The organism is Streptomyces sp. NPDC002734, assembly GCF_040295685.1.
In the GTDB taxonomy this organism is placed as follows: Bacteria; Actinomycetota; Actinomycetes; order Streptomycetales; family Streptomycetaceae; genus Streptomyces.
The window spans coordinates 51,622-68,959 of record NZ_JBEOVU010000025.1 but is presented as its reverse complement, the minus strand read 5'-3'; the positions used below and the strand labels follow the sequence as shown (position 1 = coordinate 68,959).

Annotated in this window: 17 protein-coding genes and 1 pseudogene; 12 read left to right on the top strand and 6 right to left on the bottom strand. The window is 71.4% G+C overall.

The window, feature by feature from the left end; all coding sequences use genetic code 11:
- The first annotated feature begins 74 nt into the window (after window positions 1-74).
- The 4 genes from ABT026_RS21990 to ABT026_RS21975 all read left to right on the top strand — a co-directional run bounded on the left by ABT026_RS21990 (window position 75) and on the right by ABT026_RS21975 (window position 3,743).
- Entirely contained in the window at window positions 75-914 is an 840-nt protein-coding gene (locus ABT026_RS21990) for a DUF4097 family beta strand repeat-containing protein (RefSeq protein ID WP_351116586.1), read from the top strand.
- 181 nt (window positions 915-1,095) lie between these two features.
- Entirely contained in the window at window positions 1,096-2,115 is a 1,020-nt protein-coding gene (locus ABT026_RS21985; protein ID WP_351116585.1) for an ATP-binding cassette domain-containing protein, read from the top strand.
- Window positions 2,112-2,909 (top strand): ABC transporter permease, encoded by a 798-nt coding sequence (locus ABT026_RS21980; RefSeq protein ID WP_351116583.1) that lies wholly within the window; start codon window positions 2,112-2,114, stop codon window positions 2,907-2,909. Before ABT026_RS21985 ends, ABT026_RS21980 begins: the two co-directional genes overlap by 4 nt.
- A 78-nt stretch (window positions 2,910-2,987) precedes the next feature.
- On the top strand, window positions 2,988-3,743 hold the full coding sequence (locus ABT026_RS21975) for an IclR family transcriptional regulator (RefSeq protein WP_351116581.1): 756 nt from the start codon (window positions 2,988-2,990) through the stop codon (window positions 3,741-3,743).
- Between the two features lie 19 nt (window positions 3,744-3,762).
- Here the strand turns inward: ABT026_RS21975 and ABT026_RS21970 are convergent, their stop codons facing one another.
- Window positions 3,763-4,746, bottom strand: a complete 984-nt coding sequence (locus ABT026_RS21970) for a GNAT family N-acetyltransferase (protein WP_351116579.1) — start codon at window positions 4,744-4,746, stop codon at window positions 3,763-3,765.
- A gap of 94 nt (window positions 4,747-4,840) precedes the next feature.
- Here ABT026_RS21970 and ABT026_RS21965 point away from each other — a divergent pair, with 94 nt between their 5' ends.
- The 3 genes from ABT026_RS21965 (at window position 4,841) to ABT026_RS21955 (ending at window position 8,135) form a co-directional block, all read left to right on the top strand.
- Window positions 4,841-5,452 carry a TetR/AcrR family transcriptional regulator gene (locus ABT026_RS21965; RefSeq protein WP_351116578.1) on the top strand — a complete coding sequence of 204 codons (612 nt, stop codon included), beginning with the start codon at window positions 4,841-4,843 and terminating at the stop codon, window positions 5,450-5,452.
- 621 nt (window positions 5,453-6,073) lie between these two features.
- Complete coding sequence (locus ABT026_RS21960) at window positions 6,074-6,814, top strand: class I SAM-dependent methyltransferase (RefSeq protein WP_351116576.1); 741 nt, start codon at window positions 6,074-6,076, stop codon at window positions 6,812-6,814.
- A gap of 133 nt (window positions 6,815-6,947) precedes the next feature.
- Window positions 6,948-8,135, top strand: a complete 1,188-nt coding sequence (locus tag ABT026_RS21955; protein WP_351116574.1) for a 4-hydroxybenzoate 3-monooxygenase — start codon at window positions 6,948-6,950, stop codon at window positions 8,133-8,135.
- Between the two features lie 5 nt (window positions 8,136-8,140).
- Here ABT026_RS21955 and ABT026_RS21950 read toward each other — a convergent pair whose 3' ends face one another.
- Entirely contained in the window at window positions 8,141-8,893 is a 753-nt protein-coding gene (locus ABT026_RS21950; RefSeq protein ID WP_351116573.1) for a class I SAM-dependent methyltransferase, read from the bottom strand.
- Between the two features lie 44 nt (window positions 8,894-8,937).
- Window positions 8,938-9,618 (bottom strand): GntR family transcriptional regulator, encoded by a 681-nt coding sequence (locus tag ABT026_RS21945; RefSeq protein WP_351116571.1) that lies wholly within the window; start codon window positions 9,616-9,618, stop codon window positions 8,938-8,940.
- Window positions 9,619-9,741: 123 nt separating this feature from the next.
- Here ABT026_RS21945 and ABT026_RS21940 point away from each other — a divergent pair, with 123 nt between their 5' ends.
- The 3 genes and pseudogenes from ABT026_RS21940 to ABT026_RS21930 all read left to right on the top strand — a co-directional run bounded on the left by ABT026_RS21940 (window position 9,742) and on the right by ABT026_RS21930 (window position 11,630).
- Window positions 9,742-10,917, top strand: a complete 1,176-nt coding sequence (locus ABT026_RS21940) for an acyl-CoA dehydrogenase family protein (RefSeq protein ID WP_351116569.1) — start codon at window positions 9,742-9,744, stop codon at window positions 10,915-10,917.
- 99 nt (window positions 10,918-11,016) lie between these two features.
- A pseudogene (locus ABT026_RS21935) lies at window positions 11,017-11,253 on the top strand (hypothetical protein); the annotation flags it as partial.
- 125 nt (window positions 11,254-11,378) lie between these two features.
- Entirely contained in the window at window positions 11,379-11,630 is a 252-nt protein-coding gene (locus ABT026_RS21930; protein WP_351116567.1) for an endonuclease, read from the top strand.
- A gap of 116 nt (window positions 11,631-11,746) precedes the next feature.
- On the opposite strand, the gene ABT026_RS21925 is transcribed toward ABT026_RS21930, so the two are convergent.
- Complete coding sequence (locus tag ABT026_RS21925) at window positions 11,747-13,273, bottom strand: sodium:solute symporter family protein (RefSeq protein WP_351116565.1); 1,527 nt, start codon at window positions 13,271-13,273, stop codon at window positions 11,747-11,749.
- A 213-nt stretch (window positions 13,274-13,486) separates the two neighbouring features.
- Here ABT026_RS21925 and ABT026_RS21920 point away from each other — a divergent pair, with 213 nt between their 5' ends.
- Complete coding sequence (locus ABT026_RS21920; RefSeq protein ID WP_351116564.1) at window positions 13,487-14,275, top strand: IclR family transcriptional regulator; 789 nt, start codon at window positions 13,487-13,489, stop codon at window positions 14,273-14,275.
- A 93-nt stretch (window positions 14,276-14,368) separates the two neighbouring features.
- Here the strand turns inward: ABT026_RS21920 and ABT026_RS21915 are convergent, their stop codons facing one another.
- Entirely contained in the window at window positions 14,369-15,637 is a 1,269-nt protein-coding gene (locus ABT026_RS21915) for a glucarate dehydratase family protein (RefSeq protein WP_351116562.1), read from the bottom strand.
- Entirely contained in the window at window positions 15,634-16,566 is a 933-nt protein-coding gene (locus ABT026_RS21910; protein ID WP_351116560.1) for a 5-dehydro-4-deoxyglucarate dehydratase, read from the bottom strand. The genes ABT026_RS21915 and ABT026_RS21910 overlap by 4 nt, the downstream gene beginning before the upstream one ends.
- A 399-nt stretch (window positions 16,567-16,965) precedes the next feature.
- Here ABT026_RS21910 and ABT026_RS21905 point away from each other — a divergent pair, with 399 nt between their 5' ends.
- On the top strand, window positions 16,966-17,283 hold the full coding sequence (locus ABT026_RS21905; protein WP_351116559.1) for a cupin domain-containing protein: 318 nt from the start codon (window positions 16,966-16,968) through the stop codon (window positions 17,281-17,283).
- Window positions 17,284-17,338: the final 55 nt, after the last annotated feature.

Genomic DNA, 17,338 nt, shown 5'->3' with positions numbered 1-17,338 from the left:
CACAGCACATCCGACCCCATTCATCACGTCCCCATGACGGGGACGCCCTGCAGAGCCAAGAGGACGGGACAGCCATGCCTTCTTTCGACACTCCCGCGCCCATCTCGGTCACGGCGACCGTGGAGGCCGGTTCACTCCAGCTCACCGCGACCGACCGCTCCGACACGGTCGTCGAGGTACAGCCCCGGGACCCGAAGCGGGACCTGGACGTGCGGGCCGCCGACCAGACCGAGGTCCGCTTCGCCGGCGGCACGCTGACGGTGCGGACGGCCAAGTCCGGCCTGTTCGGCCGCACCGGCGTGGTGGACGTGACGGTCGAACTGCCCACCGGATCGCACGTCGACGCGACCGGCTCGTGGACCCAGGTGCTCGGCGAGGGCCGGCTCGGCGAGGTGCGCGTCAAGACCTCGGCCGGCGACGTCCGCATGGACGCCACCGGTCCGCTGAAGCTGACCGCCTCGCACGGGTCCATCACCGTGGACCGGGTCGACGGCACGGCGGAGATCACCACCAGCTCCGGAAGCCTGCGCGCCGGCGTCCTCGACGGCGCCGCCGTCCTCAAGAACTCGCACGGCACCACCACCGTGGAGGTGGCGACCGGTGAGCTGCGGGTGAGCGGCGCCAACGGCGACATCGACGTCCGCCGCGCCGAGGACTCGGTCACCGCGACCACCGCGCACGGCACCCTGCGTATCGGCGAGGTCGTCCGGGGCTCCACGCAGCTCGAGACCTCCTACGGTGCGATCGAGGTCGGTGTCCGCGAAGGCACGGCCGCCTGGCTGGACGTCACCTCCACCTCCGGCCAGGTCCGGAACTCACTGACCTCCTCCGACTCGCCGGAGGACGCGGCGGAGACGGTCAAGATCCGCGCACGCACCCGGTACGGGAACATCGACGTCCGCCGCGCCCGCTGAGCACCGCCGGCCTCCGAGAGTCGTCCGGAGCCGTCCTCCGGAAGTCGCCCCCTTCGCACCACCGCGCCCGTGAGCGCCGCCGGGCCACCGGCACCCCAGGCCCGGCGGCGCCCACCGCACCCGAGCTCGTCCTCGTTCGCGCCCACACCCACGTCACTTCACCTTCGGACCGGAGGGTCCCATGCCTGTTTCTGTCATGCCCACGCCCAGCAGCGGGAGGGGCGTCCCGTCCCCCGCCGCGGTGTCCGCCGTCGGTCTGCGCAAGTCCTACGGCGACAAGCACGTCCTCGACGGCATCGACCTGCACATCCCGGCAGGTTCCGTGTTCGCGTTGCTCGGCCCGAACGGCGCCGGCAAGACGACCGTCGTCAAGATCCTCTCGACGCTCGTCTCCGCCGACGGCGGCCAGGCCCAGGTCGCGGGACACGACCTCGCCACGTCGCCCCAGGGTGTGCGCTCGGCGATCGGGGTGACGGGGCAGTTCTCGGCGGTGGACGGTCTGATCACCGGTGAGGAGAACATGCTCCTGATGGCCGACCTCCACCGCCTGTCCAAGGCGGAGGGCCGCCGGGTCACCGCGGACCTGCTGGAGCGGTTCGACCTGGTGGAGGCGGCCGGCAAGCCCGCCTCCACCTACTCGGGCGGCATGAAGCGGCGGCTGGACATCGCGATGACCCTGGTCGGCAGCCCCCGCGTCATCTTCCTCGACGAACCCACCACCGGCCTGGACCCCCGCTCACGCCACACCATGTGGCAGATCATCAGGGAGCTGGTCACCGACGGCGTCACCGTCCTCCTCACCACCCAGTACCTCGAGGAGGCCGACCAGCTCGCCGACCGCATCGCCGTCCTGCACAACGGCGTCATCGCGGCCGAGGGCACCGCCGACGAACTCAAGCGCATCATCCCCGGCGGCCACGTCCAGCTCCGCTTCACCGACCCCGCCACCTACCACCGCGCCACCACCCTCCTCACCGACGCCGCACACGACGAGGACTCCCTCACCCTGCGCGTCCCCGGCGACGGCAGCCAACGCGCCCTGCGCACCCTCCTCGACCAACTCGACACCGCCGGCATCGAAGCCACCGAACTCACCGTCCACACCCCCGACCTCGACGACGTCTTCTTCGCCCTCACAGACGACACCACCCCCGCCACCGGCACCCACACCGCCACCACCGACAAGGAGACCGCGCGATGAGCAGCACCCTCTCCCTCGCCCTCCGCGACAGCACCACCATGCTCCGCCGCAACCTCCTCCACGCCCGCCGCTACCCCTCCCTCACCCTCAACCTCCTGCTGACCCCGATCATGCTGCTCCTGCTCTTCGTCTACATCTTCGGCGACGTGATGAGCGCGGGCATGGGGGGCGGTGCGGCCGACCGGTCGGAGTACGTCGCGTTCCTGGTCCCGGGCATCCTGATGATGACCATCGGCTCCACCACCGTCGGCACCGCGGTCTCCGTCTCGATGGACATGAGCGAGGGCATCATCGCCCGCTTCCGCACCATGGCCATCCATCGCGGATCGGTGCTCGTCGGCCACCTGCTGGGGAGCGTCGTCCAGTGCCTGGCGAGCGTGCTGCTCGTCACGGCCGTCGGCGTGGCCATCGGCTTCCGCTCCACGGGGGCCACCGTCGTGGAGTGGGTCCTGGCCGCGGTGCTGCTGGCGTTCTTCTCGCTCGCCCTCACCTGGATCGCGATCGGCATGGGCCTGATCAGCCCCAACGCCGAGGCGGCCAGCAACAACGCCCTGCCGCTGGTCTTCCTGCCGCTGATCTCGAGCACCTTCGTGCCCATCGACTCGATGCCCGGCTGGTTCCAGCCGATCGCCGAGTACCAGCCCTTCACCCCGGCCATCGAGACCCTGCGCGGCCTGCTCCTCGGCACCGAGATCGGCCACAACGGCTGGCTCGCCGTCGCCTGGTGCGCCGGCCTCGCCGTCCTCGGCTACTTCTGGGCCACCGCCAAGTTCAACGCGGACCCCCAGCGGTGACCCTGCGACCCGCCCCATGGGGGCGTCCCCCGGCACCCGTGCCGGGGGACGCCGCCATGTCTGTGGCACCGTGGGCGAATGGCGAACTCACCGTCCGGCGAGACGGTCACCGAGCGGATCGTCCGCGTCCTGGAGACCTTCGACACCGACCGCACCGTGCAGACCGCGTCGGAGATCGGGCGACGCGCGCACCTCCCGTCCTCCACGGCGCACCGGGTGGTGGCCGAGCTGGTGTCCTGCGGCCTGCTGGAGCGCGACGAGGAGCACCGGGTGCGTCTGGGCATGCGGTTGTGGGAGCTGGCCCTGCGCGGCTCGCGGGCGCTGAGGCTGCGCCAGGCGGCGCTGCCGTTCATGGAGCGGGTGCAGGCGCGGATCCGGGAGCACACGCAACTCGCCGTCCTGGAGAACGGTGAGACCCTCTTCATCGAGCGGCTCTCCCATCCGCAGGCGGGGGCGAACATCACCCGGATCGCGGGCCGGCTCCCCCTGCACGCCTCGTCCTCGGGTCTGGTCCTGCTGGCGCACGGGCCGCGGGAGCTGCAGGAGCGCGTCCTGACCGGGCCGCTCGAGGCGGTGTCGCCGGAGACCGAGACCGATCCGGCGCGGCTGCGCCGGGTGCTGGCCTCGGTGCGCCGCGACGGCGTTGTGGTCGCGCCGGGAACGGTGGAGACCGTCTCGACCGGGGTGGCCGTGCCGGTCCGGGAGGGACGCGGGCCGGTGGTCGCCGCCCTGTCCGTGGTCCTCCCCCGCGACACTCCCACCCGTCCGGCCGTGGACGAGCTCCGGGCCGCGGCCGCCGGGATCTCCACCGCCCTCGCGGCCCGGCGCCCCTGAGTCGCGGACCCGGTGCCCGTCACTCCGGGAGACGGTCCGGCTCGTCGTCCCAGGCCATGGACAACATCCTCCAGCCCGTCAGGGTCCGGAGGAACTGGGTGGTCTTGTGACCGTGTCCCTCGAAGCGCGCTCCGTTCCGGACGCCGGACTTGCGGTATTCGGCGAACCGGTGCGCTACCGATCCGAAGATCTCCGTCCGCTCGGAGACCTCCCACTCGGAGAACTCCGTCAGCGTTCCGTCGGTGAGCATCTTCTGTCGCGGCTCGACGAACGCGTCCAGATCCATGATCACGGGGTCGTCTCCGGTGTTCGAGACGATGCTCCCCTCCGGGACGAACAACTCACGGATGATCCGCAGATCGGGCTTCCTTCCCCCGGTGTTGGTGAAGCAGTTCATGAACAGGCCCACCAACCGGTCGATCTCCGCCCGGTCGCCGGACACGGGCGCGGACCGGTCCTCCTCCGGCGGCCACTCATGGGCGAGGACGGACCACACCTCGCTGTCGTGCCGCAGTCCGCGGTGCGGATACCGCTGCCGGAGCACGCCCTCCCGGGACATGCCCAGACGGCGCGCGGACGCGATGCTGCGGGTGTTGCCGGAGGCCACCCACCACTCGACCCTGTGCATCCCGCGTTCGGTGAAGGCCCAGTCGATCAGCGCCCGGCACGCGCGGGTCACCAGACCGTGACCCCTCCCGGCCTCCTCCAGCCAGCAACCGAGCTCGCACACTCCTGAGGCGCTGTCGAAGCGGGTGAACATGACGCCGCCGACGAGCACGCCGTCCAGCCAGATCCCGTATATCCGGCCGCTGTCGGAGGACGCGAGGTCGGCGTAGCGCTGGAGGGTGGTCGCGGCCGTGGCCAGATCGGTGCTGCGCGACGCCCAGGGGATCCACGGGTCGACCAGAGGGCGGGCCCGGTCGATGTGCGCGAGGAACTCCGGCGCCTGCCAGGGTTCCAGAGGACGGAGCTGCGCGTGGTCGTCGAGCGGGTGGGTGAACACGGGGTTCCGCCTTCCAGGGGCAGCCAACCGGAGACGCCGGCAGGCACATGGCGACGAGGGTACATAACAAACGTTCGGTATGTAGAGTAGCGGCATGACGCCCCCCGCACCCGGAGACCACGACGCCCGTCGCAAGGACGTGTCCGAGGCGGTGTGGCGTGTCCTTGCCGCTAGAGGGTTCGGTGGTTTGACGCTGCGCGCCGTCGCGGCGGAGATGAGTGTCTCGACGGGCATGCTGACGCATTACTTCCCGAGCAAGCGGGCCCTCGTCACGCACGCGCTGGACCTGCTGGAGCAGGACACGGCGGAACGCCCGCGTCGGAAAGCTCCCGCCGACGGCCTGCCCGCCGTACGGGCCATGCTGCTCGACATCCTGCCGCTCACGCCGGCCGACACCGCCCGCAACCGCATCTGGGTCAGCTCCTGGGACCTCTCCCTCGCCGACGAGACGCTGGCCGCCCAACAGGGCGACCGGTACACGAGGTTGCGCGACCGCTTTCGCCCTCACCTCGAGACGGCCCGTGCCCTCGGGGAGGTCCCCCCGGACTCCGACACCGACCAACTGGCGGCTTCCGCGGTCGCCTTCGTCCATGGCCTCGTGGTCCAGGCCCTCTTCGACCCCGGACGGTTCTCCGAGGACGTGCAAATCACGATGGTCGACGCCTTCGTCGCCCGACTCGCGGCGTCAGGGCCCGTCAGCGCATAGGCCGATCGCACGCGGCTGTCCCTGACGTCTCCGCCGCCTGCCGCCTGCCGCCTGCCGCCTGCCGCCTGAAGCGGACCGGCGTGCCGACCCGTGACGGCGTCCATCGAGGAGATCTCCGCTGCAGTTCTCTTCTGCTCCGCCGGCCCGGCAGGGTGTTCCCCATGTCGTGATCACGGCCACGGTGAGCGGTTCCACCAGTGCGACCACGGTGGCGTGGACCCCGGGTGCAGGAGAACACGCGGGGTGGATGCCGATCAGGGACACCCCTGGGCGTATTTCTTGCGAGCGGTGCTGACACCGTAGGAGTCATGGGAGCAGAAAGGCTTCGAGGTGACGTTCGCCGACCGTCGGGTGCGGGAGGTGGACGGTGCGGCGGCAGCCGTTGCGGTGATCTTGGAGGGGCTGCCTGACGACGCTGTCCCGCCACCTCCGGGCTCGTGACAGGATCACACCGTCGGCTTGTCGAGCCTTCTCCAGCAGCTGAGCGCACACGCGAGTGAGGCGGACCATCGAGCAGTTGCCCTGGTGACCGCTCACCGACAGGCGGCCGAAGCCCTTCCCCGAGGTCAGCACCGACTCAATCATGTTGACCGCCCCGCCGAGTGGTGCTGGAGTCGGCGGGTGGACAGCATCCCCGCCAACAGGCGGCTCTGGAACCGGATCAGCGGCACCTACCAGCGGAAGCACGACCCGCGGATCGGCGCCGCACCGCGACTGTGGGGCATGTACTCCATCCCCGACGCGCACCTGGGCGCCCTGGGGGACGTCACCGGCAAGCGTGTCCTCGAACTCGGCTGCGGCGCGGGTCAGTGGTCCAGGGCGCTCGCTGCCGAGGGCGCCGACGTGGTCGGGATCGACCTGTCCGAATCCCAACTCGCAGCGGCGACGCGGGCGATGGGGGCCACCCGCTATCCGCTGGTGCAGGGCGCCGCCGAACGACTGCCCTTCGCCGCCGGCAGCTTCGACCTGGTGTTCTGCGACTTCGGGGGACTCAGTTGGGCGCCCCCTCACCTGGTCGTCCCACAGGCCGCACGCGTCCTGGCCCGCGGCGGACGCCTGGTGTTCAACGTCGCCAGCCCGTGGTTCGAGGTCTGCTACGACGAAGCCGCCGCCCGCGTGACCACGACGCTCCAGAAGGACTACTTCGGGCTGGACGCCGTCGCCGAAGGCGACGGCGCGACCAGCTATCAGCTCACCTACGGCGAGTGGGTCAGGGTCCTGCGTGCTGCGGGCCTCGTCATCGACGACCTGATCGAGGCGCGGCCCGGACCCGGGACACCCAACGGCTACAACGAGACCGACCCGCCCGACTGGGCGCACCGCTGGCCGGCGGAGCTTCTCTGGACGACGCACAAGCCGTGAGATCCCCCGCGCCGACACGAGAAGGCGTCCGTCCACCTACCGCGCCCGGTTCCCGTTCAACGGGAAACCCCGTCGTCAGCCGGGCCGCCGTGGGGCGAGACTCCTGCCATCCGTCCGCCGCGAAGGAGACGCCATGCACGTACGCACCCGTGTCGCGATCATCGGCGCAGGCCCCGCCGGCCTGCTGCTGGCCCACCTGCTCGACCGGCAGGGCATCGAGGCGGTCGTGATCGACTCCCGCAGCCGTGAGGAGATCGAGAGCACGATCCGGGCCGGCATTCTCGAGCAGGGGACGGTGGAGGTCCTCGACCGGACCGGGGCCTCGGACCGGGTGCTGCGCGTCGGGCAGAGGCACGAGGGCGTCGAGCTGCGTTTCGACGGGGAGGGCCACCGGATCGACTTCACGGAGAGCGTCGGCCGCGCGGTGTGGCTCTACCCGCAGCACGAGGTGCTGAAGGACCTGATCGCCGCACGGCTCGCCGCCGGCCAGGATCTGCGGTTCGGGGTGACCGCCGAGCGTGTCGAGGACGCGGAGACCGACCGGCCCCGGGTGGTCGCCCGGGACGCCGAGGGCGGCCGGGTGGAGATCGAGGCCGAGGTGGTGGTCGGCGCGGACGGCTCCCGCGGGGTCGCGCGCGAGGCCGTGAGCGGCGCGTACGGCGGGCATTTCCGGGAGTACCCCTTCGCCTGGTTCGGCATCCTGTGCGAGGCGCCGCCCAGCTCCGAGGAGCTGATCTACAGCAACTCGCCGGACGGTTTCGCGCTGATCAGCCGTCGCAGCGCCGAGGTGCAGCGGATGTACTTCCAGTGCGACCCGCAGGCCGATCCCGCAGCGTACACCGAGGAGCAGTTGTGGCGGATCCTGCAGTCGCGCGTCCCCGGCACCACGCTCAAGGAGGGGCGCGTCTTCCAGCGTGACGTGCTGCGCTTCCGCAGCTTCGTCGCGCACGAGATGCGCCGTGGCCGGGTCGTCCTGGTCGGCGACGCGGCCCACACCGTGCCGCCCACCGGCGCCAAGGGCATGAACCTGGCCGTGGCCGACGTCGTCCTGCTCACCGACGCCCTGCGCGCGCTGCTGCGGGACCGGGACGCGAGCCTGCTGGACGCCTTCCCGCGGACCGCTCTGGACCGCATCTGGAAGGCGCAGCACTTCTCCTGGTGGATGACGAGCATGCTCCATCTCCAGCCGGGCGCCGATGAGTTCGACCGCCTGCGGCAGCTCGGCGAGCTGCGCTCGGTCGTCGGGTCGGCGGCGGGGCGTGCCTACCTCTCCGAGGCGTACACCGGCTGGCCGCTGCCGCCGACCGCGGCCGACCTGTAGAGGTGTCAGGCGGCGCGTCGCAGCCTGTAGTAGGTCATGCCGGTGGCGTCGGCGGGGGCGGGCCGGCCCTGCGGGTCGGTGACGCCCGCCACGGTCAGCCCGGCCGTCGTGACCAGCTCCGTGAACACGTCGCGGGAGTACCAGTGGAGGACCCACGGCCGCTCGGAGACGGCGTGGTCGGAGCCGAGCCGGCGCTCGTAGCGCAGCAGCGCCGTCTGCGTGCGTGCCGTCTCGTCCCGGTGCTCGGAGACGACCGACACACTCAGTTCGGCGCCGTCGGGGGCGGTGGTCGTCCGCACCAGGCCGATCTGTCCGGCCGGGGTGGGGCCGGGCGCGAACAGGGGCACCAGGACGGTGCCGTCGTCGAGCAGGTGCGCGCGGATGCCGCGGAGTGCGGCGAGCGCCGTCGCGTCGTCCGGGAGCAGGGTGAAGGTGGGCCCGGCGAGGAAGACCGACCGGTAGCGGCGGGGCAGGTCGAGCTCCTCCATCCGCTGGTGGTGGACGGTCACGGTGAGCCCCTGCTGGTCCGCCCCGCGCCGGAGGCGCTCCAGCATGTCGGCGGAGGAGTCGACGCCGTCGACGTCCAGGCCGCGACGGCGCAGTTCGAGCAGCGGGTCGCCGTCGCCGCACCCCAGCTCCAGCGCGGGAAGGCCGGCTTCCTCGACGAAGGCGGCGTAGGTCCGCGGGTCGTGGGAGGAGGATTTCAGCGGACCGTAGATGTCGGCGACGATGCCCGTGTAGAACTCGGCAGGATCCATGCCGGCGGACCCTATGCGGTCGACCGACCTGCCGTCATGGGGATTTACCGCGCCGGTCGGCCGGTCCCGAGGACGCGCTCCAGCCGGGTGACGGCGTGGGCGCGGTGTCGGTCGAGCAGGCGGAGGGCCTCGTCGGTGTCGCCTGCGCGCAGGGCGTCGAGGACGGTGCGGTGTTCGTGCACGACGCGTTCCCGGTTGGCGGGTTCCGCGTAGTACAGGGAGCGGTAGGCGTCGGTGGAGTCCCACAGCGTGCCGATCAGCCGGACCAGGCGGGGCATGCGGGACGCCTCGAAGAGGGCGAAGTGGAAGCGGCGGTTGGCGGCCGCCATCGCCGTGACGTCCCCGGTCCCGCCGGTCCGTTCCACCTCGGTCTGGGCCCGCTCCAGCGTCGCGAGCAGACCGGCGTCGGTCCTGGCCGCCGCCTGCCGGACGGCCTCCGCCTCCAGCAGTTCGCGGATCCGGTACACCTCCCGCAGGTCGTCGAGGGACAGCTCGGTCACGAAGTAGCCCCGGTGCACCTTGTGTTCGACGAGTCCTTCGCCCTCCAGGATCTTCAGGGCCTCCCGCAGCGGGACCCGGCTGACCTCCAGGCGGGCGGCCAGGGCGTCCTGCCGGATCGGAGCGCCGGGCCGGAGCTCACCTCCGGTGATGGCGCTCCGCAGTTCCGCCAGCACGTACTGCTGAGCGGTCGGGGGCCTCCTGCGCTGCACAGCGCCGTTCGTCACGGGCACCTCTTCCTCGTGGCCGGAGTGGCCGGAGTGGCCGGACCCACACTGGATCCAAAATCCGATGCAAGGTTAACTGAGGGCCGCACCCCGCCCGCCGCGCGTGTACCACGGAGGCCAGGAATGACCAGTTCGCCCGTCCACCCCTTCGATCTCGTCGCCGTCGACGGCCTGCTGAGCGACGAGGAGCGCGAGATCCAGCGGACCGTACGGGCTCTGGGCGAGCGGGAGTTGCGTCCGCACGTGGCCGACTGGTTCGAGGAGGGCGAGATCCCCGCCCGCGAGTTGGCCCGGCTGCTCGGCAAGCTCGGCGTGCTCGGCATGCATCTGGAGGGCTACGGCTGCGCAGGGGCCGGCGCGGTCTCCTACGGTCTGGCCTGTCTCGAGCTGGAGGCCGTCGACTCGGGGCTGCGGAGTCTGGTGTCGGTGCAGGGCTCGCTGGCGATGTACGCGATCCACGCGTACGGCTCCGAGGAGCAGCGGCGGCAGTGGCTGCCCGGGATGGCGGCCGGCGAGAAGATCGGCTGCTTCGGCCTCACCGAGCCCGACGCGGGCTCCGACCCCGGCGCCATGCGCACCCGGGCGCGGCGCGACGGCTCCGACTGGATCCTCGACGGCGCCAAGATGTGGATCACCAACGCCTCGGTGGCCGACGTCGCCGTGGTGTGGGCCCGCACCGACGAGGGGGTGCGGGGTTTCGTCGTCCCGGCCGGCACGCCTGGTCTCTCCGCGCCCGAGATCCGGCGCAAGCTCTCGCTGCGCGCCAGTGTGACCGGCGAACTCGTCCTCGACGGGGTCCGGTTGCCCGCCGACGCGATGCTGCCCGGCGCCCGCGGCCTGTCCGGCCCGCTCGGCTGTCTCAACGAGGCCCGCTTCGGCATCGTCTTCGGCGCGATCGGCGCGGCCCGCGACTGTCTGGAGACCGCGCTCTCCTACGCCGCCGACCGCACCGTCTTCGGCCGGTCCCTCGCCTCCTACCAGCTCACCCAGCAGAAGCTCGCCGACATGGCGCTGGAGCTCGACAAGGGCATGCTGCTCGCGCTGCGGCTCGGCCGCCTCAAGGAGGAGGGCCGTCTCACGCCCGAGCAGGTCAGCGTCGGCAAGCTGAACAACGTCCGCGAGGCCATCGCCATCGCGCGGGAGTGCCGCACGATCCTGGGCGCCAACGGCGTCACCCTGGAGTACCCGGTGCTCCGGCACGCCAACAACCTCGAGTCGGTGCTGACCTACGAGGGCACCAGCGAGGTCCACAGCCTGGTCATCGGCAAGGCCCTCACCGGCGAGGCCGCCTTCCGCTGAGGCCGTGCCCTCCCCCGGCCGGGATCTGTTTGAACGGGCGACAGTTGAACCGAGCACCATGCCGTCCGGGCAGGAAGATCCCGGTCCGCCGCGCGCACGATGAAAGAGGGGACGACAAGGCGAGGCAGCGGTCATGCCCATCGGGGACGCAGATCGACCCGCGAGGCGGCCCGGCTCTCCGGCATGCAGGACTTCCTGCTCCGCGAGAGCACGGCCGGCCCGGGCGAGCTGGCCTCGGAACCGGACGCGCTGGAGGCGGCGTCGCCGTTCAACTGCGAGCACGTGGTGCCCCAGTCCTGGTTCGCCAAGCGTGAGCCGATGCGGGGCGACCTGCACCACCTGTTCGCCTGCGAGGCAGGGTGCAACAGCTTCCGGGGCAACATCCCCTACCAGGACTTCCCCGACTTCGAGGAGGTCGTGCGGGAGGACTGCGGCCTGCGCGAGGCGGGCGCTTCGAGCCGGTGCACGGGAAGGGGGCCGTCGCCCGGGCGACGCTGTACTTCCTGCTGCGCTGTCCGGGCCTGGTGGGCGAGAGCGGGGAGTTCCCCCGGAGCCGGCTGCCCGTGCCGCTGGCCTGGCACGAGCGTGAGCCGGTGGACGAGTACGAACGCCACCGCAACGCGGCCGTCGCCGAGATTCAGGGCAACCGCAATCCGCTGACGGACCACCCGGAGTGGGCACGGGAGATCGACTTCTCGAACGTGTGGGCCTGACCCCGCCGCACGCCGTCGCTCCCCTCCCCCGCCGCACGCCAACCGGAACGGGACGCCGCATCGGCCCCTGCCCGGGGGAGCGGGCAGGGGCCGACGACCCGGTGTTCGTACTGGTCTCAGCCGGTGGCGCCGACGAGCGGTTCGTGGGTGGGGCCGGCGCCGGGATCGTCGTCGCCACCGGGGCCGACCGCCCGGGTGATCTCGTCGGCGTCGGCGCTGGGCTCGGGGAACAGCAGGCCGATGCCGACGAAGAGGACCAGGGAGGTCAGCAGCGGGGTGGCGACCGTGAGGGTCTGGTCCGTGCCGCTCCCGGGCCAGTACTTCACCGCGACGTACCCGAGGAGACCGCAGGCCCAGGAGACCAGGGCCGCCCAGGGCCCGCAGCGGCGGAAGGCCGGGAGGAGCCCGAGGAGCATCGGGATGGAGATGGGGCCCATCACGGCGGCGACCAGGGCGACGATGATGCCGAGCGGACCGCCCAGCGCCTCGGCCTGCAGGGCGACGGCCATGCTCGCGCCGATGAACACGACCGTGCAGACGCGCCCGGCGAGCAGGCCCGTCCGTGGGTCGAAGGCGCGGGCGCGCCTGCTGACGGCGGGCAGGATGTCGCGGACCACGACGGAGGAGATGGCGTTGGCGTCGGAGGACGCCATGGCCATGGTGTGGGAGAACATGCCGGCGACGGTCAGGCCGACGAGGCCGGCGGGCAGCAGGTCCTGCGCCATCAGCGCGTAGACCTGCTCGGGCTTCTCGAGGTTCGGCATGATCACGGGGCCGAGCACGGACGGGAAGAGGATGATGGCCGGCCATATCAGGTAGAGCGACGCGGAGAGCAGCGCCGAACGCTTCGCGGCGGGCGGCGAGTTGGTGGCCATGTAGCGCTGGGCCAGGTTCCACATGCCGCCGTTGTACTCGAAGAGCTTGATGACGACGTAGGCGGTGAGGAAGCCGGCCGTGTACGGGCCGACCAGCGGCTCGGTGTGTCCGTCGGGCAACTTGTCAAGGGCGGTGCCCAGTTGGCCGAGGCCGCCGATCTGGTCGATGACGACCCACAGCATGGTGAGGGCGGCGATGCCCTGGATGACGAACTGGCCGAAGTCGGTGAGGGCGTCCGCCCAGAGGCCGCCGACGGTGCAGTAGACGAGCGTGACCAGGCCGGTGACCAGGATGCCGACGGGGAGGCTGAGGCCGGTGAAGACGTTCAGCAGGATCGCCGCGGAGGCCCACTTGGCGGCGACGTCGAACACCTTGAGCAGGGTGCCGCTCCAGGCCAGCGCCTGCTGGGTGGGCACGTTGTAGCGCCGGGCGAGGTACTCCAGCGGCGAGGCCACGTCGTACTTGATGCGCAGCCGGTTCCAGCGGGGGGCGAAGACGAAGGCGCCGACAGCGGTGGAGAGGGCCAGCGGTACGAACGCCCATATGTAGATGGTGAAGCCGTAGCTGTAGGCGACGGCGGCGTAGGCGACGAACACCGCCGCGCTGTAGCCCGACATGTGGTGCGAGATGCCCGACAGCCACCACGGCATGCGCCCGCCGCTGGTGAAGAAGTCGCTGACGGTGGTGATGCGCCGGTGCGACCAGAATCCGATGAGCAGCATCACCAGGAAGTAGCCCGCCAGGGCCACCCAGTCCGGCCAAGCCATACGAACTCCTCGATGTCGGAGCGAACGCGGCGATCCGCGCGGTCGCGAGCGGTGGGGGGATTCGGCGACGAGCAGGAGGAACGGACGAGCGAGTGCACCTCGCGCGAGTCCACGTATGTAGACTGAGTCTTCATTCATGCCGTGAATTCGCGTGCAGGCTATTGCCGCGCACAGGGGCGGTCAATCGATGCGTCGATGTTTCGGAGGGTTTCGTTGGCACGGGAGGAAGAGTCCGGGCGTGGACCGGTGAAGTCGGCGGAGCGGACCGTGCGGATCATGGAGGCGCTGGCCTCCTCGCCCGAGCGGCTCACGCTGGGCAGGCTGCGGGAACTGACGGGGTATCCGCGCTCCAGCCTGTACGCGCTGCTGCGCACGCTGGCCGGGATGAAGTGGATCGAGTCGGAGGACGGCGGGGAGTCCGCGGCCTACGGGATCGGCCCTCGGGCCCTGTTGTGCGGGACGGCCTACCTGGACCGCGATCCGGCGCTGCCGCACGCGGTGCGCCAGATCGAGCGCCTCCGGGCGGACGTCGGGTACACCACGCACTACGCGCGCCTGGACGAGGCCCGGGTGATCTACCTGGCGACCCGTGAGGCCACCGACTCACGGCGTCTGACCTCCCGGGTGGGGCGCCAACTCCCGGCGCACGCCACCGCGTTGGGCAAGGCGCTGATGGCGGAGCTGACGGCGCGGGAGGTGGACGCGCTGCTCCCGGAGCCGCTGGAGGCGCTGACGCCGCACACCGTGACCCGGCGCCCGGAACTGGCCGACGAGCTGGACGGCGTGCGGGCGCGCGGCTGGTCGCTGGAGAACGAGCAGAACACGCCGGGGCTGTGCTGCGTGGCCGCGGCGGTGCCGTACCGCATCCCCGCGACGGACGCGATCAGTTGCTCGATCCCGCTGGACCACGCCTCGGACCAGGAGATCGCCCGGGTCTCGGAGGCGGTGCTGCACCATCGGTCCGAGCTGGCGGGCACGCTGCGGCGGGAGGGGATCCGCTGAGCCGTGGCAGGACGCCGCGGGGGCACGGCGCGCCGCGCCCCCGCGAGGTCAGGTGGCGTCAGCCTTCGTGGGGCGAGGCGCCGACTGCCCGGTTCACCAGCGCGGCACCTTCTTCTCGTAGGCGGGATCGACGCTCCGCATGTAGCCGGTGTCGTCGCGGTCCCGCAGTCCGCAGGCGAGGTACTGCTCGTGCAGCCGGGCCAGTTCGTCCCGGTCGAGCTCGACCCCGAGCCCCGGGCCGGTGGGCACGGCCACCGACCCGTCCTCGAACGCCAGCGCGCCGGGGGCGATCACGTCCTCGTCCTTCCACGGCCAGTGGGTGTCGCAGGCGTACGTGAGGTTGGGCGTGGCGGCGGCCAGGTGGGTCATGGCGGCGAGGCTGATGCCGAGGTGCGAGTTGGAGTGCATGGACAGGCCCAGGCCGAAGGTGTCGCAGATGCCGGCGAGCACGCCCGAGCGCCGCAGGCCGCCCCAGTAGTGGTGGTCGGAGAGCACGACCTGCACGGCGTCGCGGGCGACGGCGGGGGCCACCTCCTCGAAGGAGACCACGCACATGTTGGTGGCCAGCGGCATCGACGCCTGACGCGCCACCGCCGCCATGCCCTCCTGTCCCGGGGTGGGGTCCTCCAGGTACTCGAGGACGCCGTCGAGCTCCCGGGCCACCCGCAGGGAGGTCTCCACGGTCCAGGCGGCGTTGGGGTCGATCCGCAGTGGAAGGGCGGGGAACGCCGCGCGCAGGGCGTGGACGGTGTCGATCTCCCTGTCCGGCGGGAGCACTCCCCCTTTGAGCTTGAGCGCCGTGAAGCCGTAGTCGTCGACCATGCGGCGGGCCTGGGCGACGATGCCGTCCGCGTCCAGCGCCTCGCCCCACGCGTCGGGCGCGGCGCCCGGGTGCGCGGCCCACTTGTAGAAGAGGTAGGCGCTGAAGGGGACCCGCTCGCGGACCGCGCCGCCCAGCAGGTCGCTGACCGGGCGTCCGGCGGCCTGGCCCTGGACGTCGAGGCAGGCGACCTCGAAGGGCGAGAAGACCCGGTCGACGGTGCTGCTGGTGGTGATCATCCCGGTGAGGCCGTGTCCGTCGCTGCCGGTGTCGCCGTCGAGCGCCCGCGCGACCGCGGCACGGACGGCGCCGAGGTGATGGACGTCCAGACCGGTGAGCGCCTCGGCCGCGGTGCGCAGGCGGCGCAGGTGCCCGGAGTCGGCGTAGGTCTCGCCGAGGCCGGTGAGCCCCTGGTCGGTGTGGACCTCCAGGACGGCCCGCAGTGCGTACGGTTCGTGGACGCCGACGGCGTTGAGCAGCGGCGGGTCGCGGAAGGCGACGGGGGTGACGGTGACGGAGGTGATCCGTATCGCGTCGCTCACCGGACGGCCTCCTTCCCGGAGCGCGCGGCGATCTCCAGCCCGGCGTCGACGATACGGCGCAGGCGCTCGAGGTGCTGGGGCGCCGGGTCGGTCAGCGGCGGCCGGACGCCGCCGACGTCCTGGCCGCGCAGCGCCATGGCGGCCTTGATCAGGGAGACGGCGTAGCCGGGCACCCGGTCGCGCAGCGCCACCAGCGGGTGGAAGAAGTCGCGCAGCAGGAGGTCGCGGGTGTCGTCGTCGCCGGTGGTGACGGCGCGGTGGAACGCGTGCGAGATCTCCGGCGCGAAGCAGAACACGGCCGAGGAGTAGAGCTGGACGCCGATGCCGCGATAGGCCGGGACGGTCACCTCGGCGGTGGGCATGCCGTTGAAGAACTGGAACGGCTTGTCGCGGCCTGTCAGGGCGGAGCGGACCGCCAGCACGGTGCGGGAGAGCCGGTCGAGGTCGCCGACGCCGTCCTTGAAACCGACGACCTTCTCCAGCCGCGCCACCTCGGCCGCCGCCTCGGGGGTGAAGCGCGCGTTGGACCGGTTGTAGACGATCAGCGGCAGGTCGCTCGCGGCGGCCACCTGCCGGGTGTAGGCGACCAGGCCCGCGGGCGGGGACTCGACCAGGTAGGGCGGGAGCAGCAGCAGGCCGTCGGCCCCGGCCTCCTGGGCGATGAGGGAGAAGCGCCGGGCCAGCGGCAGCGGTCCGCCGGTGCCGGCGAACACGGGGACGCGGCCGGCCGTCGTCTCCACCGCGGTGCGGACGACCTCGCCGTACTCCTCGGGGTCCAGGGCGTGGAACTCCCCCGTGCCGCACGCGGCGAAGACGCCTCCGGGCCGGGCGTCGAGTCCGCGCCCGACGTGTTCGGCGAGCGCCGCCTTGTCGATGTGTCCGGCCCTCGCGAAGGGGGTCACCGGGAAGAACAGTACGCCGTCGAACATCGGCACCTCGGGGCTCCTGATGTCTACATATGTGGACGCCATCTTCATTTGCGAACTGCCGCCTGAACTGTAGGTCGCGGTCCGACGACCGGTCAAGGCGGTGACCGCAGGGTGATCACGGGAGCCGGCCCGGGGCCCTCGTGGGCCCCGAAAAGCATTCGCGGTCCCGCCCGTTGATTCTCTTTTCATGATTCGCAACTCAGCGTTCAACCATTGCCCAAGGCTTTTCCGGAAACCCTCTCCCGCGGTGCACAGGACCCCTGATTCGGCCGAAAATTGTGCACCAGGCCCCTGCCTTCGACTCATGCTGCTGGCATAGTCTCCTGATCCCGCCACTTGAGGCCCGGGCTGCTTCCGCGCAGTGCTTCCCTGCGGCCGTGGATCCGAAGGAAACGACACATGCTCGAAGGGTTCCGATTTCTCTCGATCACCGAAGTCCCACCGAAGGAAGTGAAGGAGGGCATCACCGCGAAGATCCTCAAGGAAGGCACGGCGGAGGACCCGTCGGTCTTCATGGAACTGACCTTCGCCCCGGGTGCGGCGTTCGGCAGGGACGAGCACGCCGAGCTGGAGATCCTGCACGTCCTGGAGGGCGAGTTCAGCGACGGTGACGCCGTTCACGGCCCGGGCACCGTGATTATCGGGCATCCTGGTTCGGTGCATTTTCCGGCGTCCTCGTCGGGTTGCCGGGTGCTCGCCTTCCATCCTCAGGGCTGATCCCCGGTCCGGCCGTCCGTGAAAGCGGGCGGTGGTCCGATCAGTTCCTCCCGGA